The following is a 3599-nucleotide window of genomic DNA, read 5'->3' on the forward strand; positions in this document are numbered from 1 at the left end:
GAACATGATCGGGATCGAGGTTCAGGACCTGCAATGGCCCGCCGGCCTCGACATCGATCAGGACATCGCCGACGGCGGCATCGTCTTGGGCGACCGGCCCGGCCTCGGCATCGTTGTCGACGAGGCACGGATCGCGCGCGACCGGGCCGACGGGAGCTGGAGCGCCAACGGTGGCCCGCACCGCCGCCCGCGCGAGGCCGGACTGCGGCTGGTTCCCGATACGGAGATGGTTCGTTGACCCTGCCGGTCGCGCCATCGGCCCCGTCGCCATCTGCCTATGTCACCGGCGGTGCGCGGCGCCGGTTGCAGCTTTCGCTGATGGTCAATTTCTTCCTGTTGATGGCGCTGTACAGCGGCGTCCTCGGCGTTCTGCTGCCCAACCAGATCGCGGAATTGGACGCGGGGAACAAGGCGAACAACCTCGCGCTGCTGTTCGCCGTCACCTCGATCTTCTCGACGCTGGCGACGCCGATCGCGGGTGCGTTGTCCGACCGGACGCGCAGCCGCTGGGGCCGGCGCGCGCCGTGGATCGCGATCGGATCGCTGTTCGGATCGCTCGCGCTGTTCGGCGTGTCGCTGATGACCAGCTTCTGGTCGCTGATCGTGCTGTGGGTAATGGCCGCCGTCGCCTATAATGCGATGCAGCCGGCGATGACGACGCTGATCGCCGACCGCTTCGCTCCCGAAGGGCGCGGCAATGTGTCGGGCATCGTCGGCGCAGGGATGACCGCGGGACTGACCGCCGGCACGGTCGTCGCGGGCTATCTCGCGGGGCAGGCGGTGCTGGCCTACGGCCTGTTCGCCGCCGCCGTGGCGGTATCCGGGCTGGCGTTCGTCCTGCTCAATCGCGAACCGTCGAGCGCGCGCGCGCCGCATCGCCCGATCCGCTGGGGCGAATTCGTGCGCGGTTTCTGGATCAGCCCGGCCAAACACCCCGACTTCGCCTGGGCGTTCCTCAGCCGGTTCACGATCTACATGGGGTATCAGGGGGTCGCGGCCTATCTGCTCTATATCCTGCGCGACTATATCCGGCTGGGCGATGGTGAATCGAACATCGCCATCGCCAACATGGCGATCGTCACCCTGGTCTGTCTGGTCGCGTCGTCGCTGCTGTCGGGGTGGCTGTCGGATCGGATGCAGCGGCGCAAGCCGTTCGTGATCCTCGGCAGCCTCATCATGGGCTGCGCGATGGTCGCTCCGCTGGCGCTGCCGTCGATGACCGGCATGTGGATCTACGCCGCCGTCATCGGGGTCGGCTACGGCATGTTCATGTCGATCGACATCGCGCTGATGACGCAGGTGCTGCCGCAAAGCGCGCTGGGCGACGAGGGGCGCGACCTTGGCGTGCTGACCACCGCCGTCAACATTCCGCAGATCATCAGCCCGGTGATGGCCGCCACGCTGCTCGGGCTGACCGGCGGCGATTACCGCACCATCTTCATCGCCGCGATCCTGTTCGTGTTCGGATCGGCATTGTGCGTCCTCCCCATCAAGTCGGTCCGCTAAAGGTAATACGTATTATCATCATTTGACACTGATGCTATTTCGTGGTCAAAGCGGGCAAAGAAAAAAGGGAGAGGGTTATCATGGCGTTATCGGCCCGTCGTTTGCGTACCTGCCTGTTGGCGGCTCCTGCGCTCAGCGCGCTCGTTCTGGGCGGCACCGCCGCTGCGCAGACCGTCGACCCGGTGCCCGTCGCCAGCCCCGCCAGTGATGGCGAAACCAGCCAGCCCGAGGACATCGTCGTCACCGGCATCCGCGCCGCCGAGCGTGCCGCCATCGACATCAAGCGCAATTCGGTGGGCGTGGTCGATTCGATCGTCGCCGAGGATCTGGGTAAACTGCCCGACAACAATGTCGCCGAATCGCTCCAGCGTGTCAGCGGCGTCACGATCGAGCGCAATCGCGGCGAGGGGCGGTTCGTCACCGTCCGCGGCTTTGGGCCGAAGTTCAACGCCGTCACCGTCAACGGCCGCACGCTTGCCACCGACAACAACGGCCGCGAATTCTCGTTCGATGTGCTGCCGTCCGAGATCATCTCGGGCGCCGACGTCTACAAATCGCCGCAGGCCAACATCAACGGCGCGTCGATCGGCGCGACGGTCGACGTGCGCACGCTACGCCCGCTGGACGGCAAGCGCGGTTTCAAGTTCGCCGGATCGGCCGGCGGCATGTATTCGGAGCTGGCCGACACCTATAATCCCGAAGTGTCGGCGGTCGGCAGTTGGAAGAATGATGCCGGCACCTTCGGCGTGGCGCTGGCCGGCGTCTATTCCAAGCAGGAAAACCGGATCGACGAATTCACGATCGGCGCGGGCCATGTCCGCCGCTCCAGCACCGATTCCTATTATAATCTGGCGGGGGTGCGCGGTGGCCGGATCGGCGCGGGAGTCGCACCCTTCTCGCGGGTGTCGATGCCCTCGAACCTCTCGCCGTTCTTCTTCGAACGCGAGTTGACCCGCTGGGGCGTCAACGCATCGGTGCAGATGCGGCCGAGCGACAAGTTCACGGTCACGATCGACGGCCTGTATTCCAAGGCACGGTTCGTCGAGCAGCAGACCGGCCTCGCCTATGACTTCGCCGGCGGCATTCTTGCCGAACAGGTGGTCGAAGGCGGCGAGGCGGTGTTCCAGCGCTATACCGGCGGCTTCGTCGACCAGATCATCCAGTATGACGACCGCGACGTGACCACCGACCAGTTCGGCATCAACGTCGACTGGAAGCCGACCGACGCCCTGCGTGTCCGGCTCGACGGATCGCTGTCCGACGCGCGCCGCCGGGGCAAGGAGAACAACCTGTTCACCACCATCCGGCGCAAGAACGTCAACCTGTCGTTCGACCGGCGCGGCGGCAGCCCGATCTATCAATATGCGTTCAGCAGCCCGACCTACGCCAATGCCGCGACCAATCCGCAGGGGATCACCGCGCATTATTACATCTGGGGCGGCGGGTCCGACATCGACGACGAGATCGAGGAATATCGCGCCGACGTCGACTGGAAGCCGGGTAACGGGCCGTTCACGCTGTCGGTTGGCGCACTGGCGCAGAGCCGGATCAAGACGATCACCGCCGACGAAACCTCGTTCGCCGAACAATGCGCCTATTGCGACTCCAACCGTGTGCTGCCGCAATCGCTGTTCCAGCCGACGAACCGCAATTTCTTCAAGGGCGAGGGCGGCGACATCATCCGCGACTGGCTGATCTACAACCCGCGCGAGCTGGTGCAGACGATCGATCGGTTCGCCGCCGAGGATGGCCGCACGTTCAACCCGGCGGTCTTCTCGCCCGCCGCATCGTCGGTGGTCGATGAGAAGGTGAAGATCGGCTATGTCATGGGGGCGCTCGACACGCGGATCGGCGACATGCCGCTCGCGATCAATGTCGGGCTGCGCTACGAGAATACCGATTATACCTCGACCGGCGCGTCGCGCACCGTGCTGAGCGCGCGGCCCAACGGCGCGGGGCAGAACATCATCACCGTGTCGCCGGTCGTCCCGGTCGGCTTTCGCGGCAAGTATGACGACTGGCTGCCGTCGATCAACGCCCGCCTGTCGCTGACCGAACGGCTGCTGCTGCGCTTCGCGGCGTCTAAGGTCATC

The 3599-nt window shown here is 65.4% G+C and carries 2 protein-coding genes and 1 pseudogene; all 3 read left to right on the plus strand.

Translation table 11 applies throughout. The features are described 5' to 3' along the window. A pseudogene (locus ASE78_RS19280) lies at window positions 1-238 on the plus strand (mandelate racemase/muconate lactonizing enzyme family protein); the annotation flags it as partial. Next, a complete protein-coding gene (locus tag ASE78_RS16910; RefSeq protein WP_056498691.1) occupies window positions 235-1506 on the plus strand; it encodes an MFS transporter in 1272 nt (423 codons plus the stop codon). The pseudogene ASE78_RS19280 and the gene ASE78_RS16910, both read left to right, overlap by 4 nt. 116 nt (window positions 1507-1622) lie before the next feature. Beyond that, window positions 1623-3599, plus strand: a 1977-nt coding sequence (locus ASE78_RS16915) for a TonB-dependent receptor (RefSeq protein ID WP_235515131.1), incomplete at its 3' end; no start/stop codon positions are given.

Source organism: Sphingomonas sp. Leaf25 (genome assembly GCF_001421635.1).
Classification (GTDB): domain Bacteria; phylum Pseudomonadota; class Alphaproteobacteria; order Sphingomonadales; family Sphingomonadaceae; genus Sphingomonas.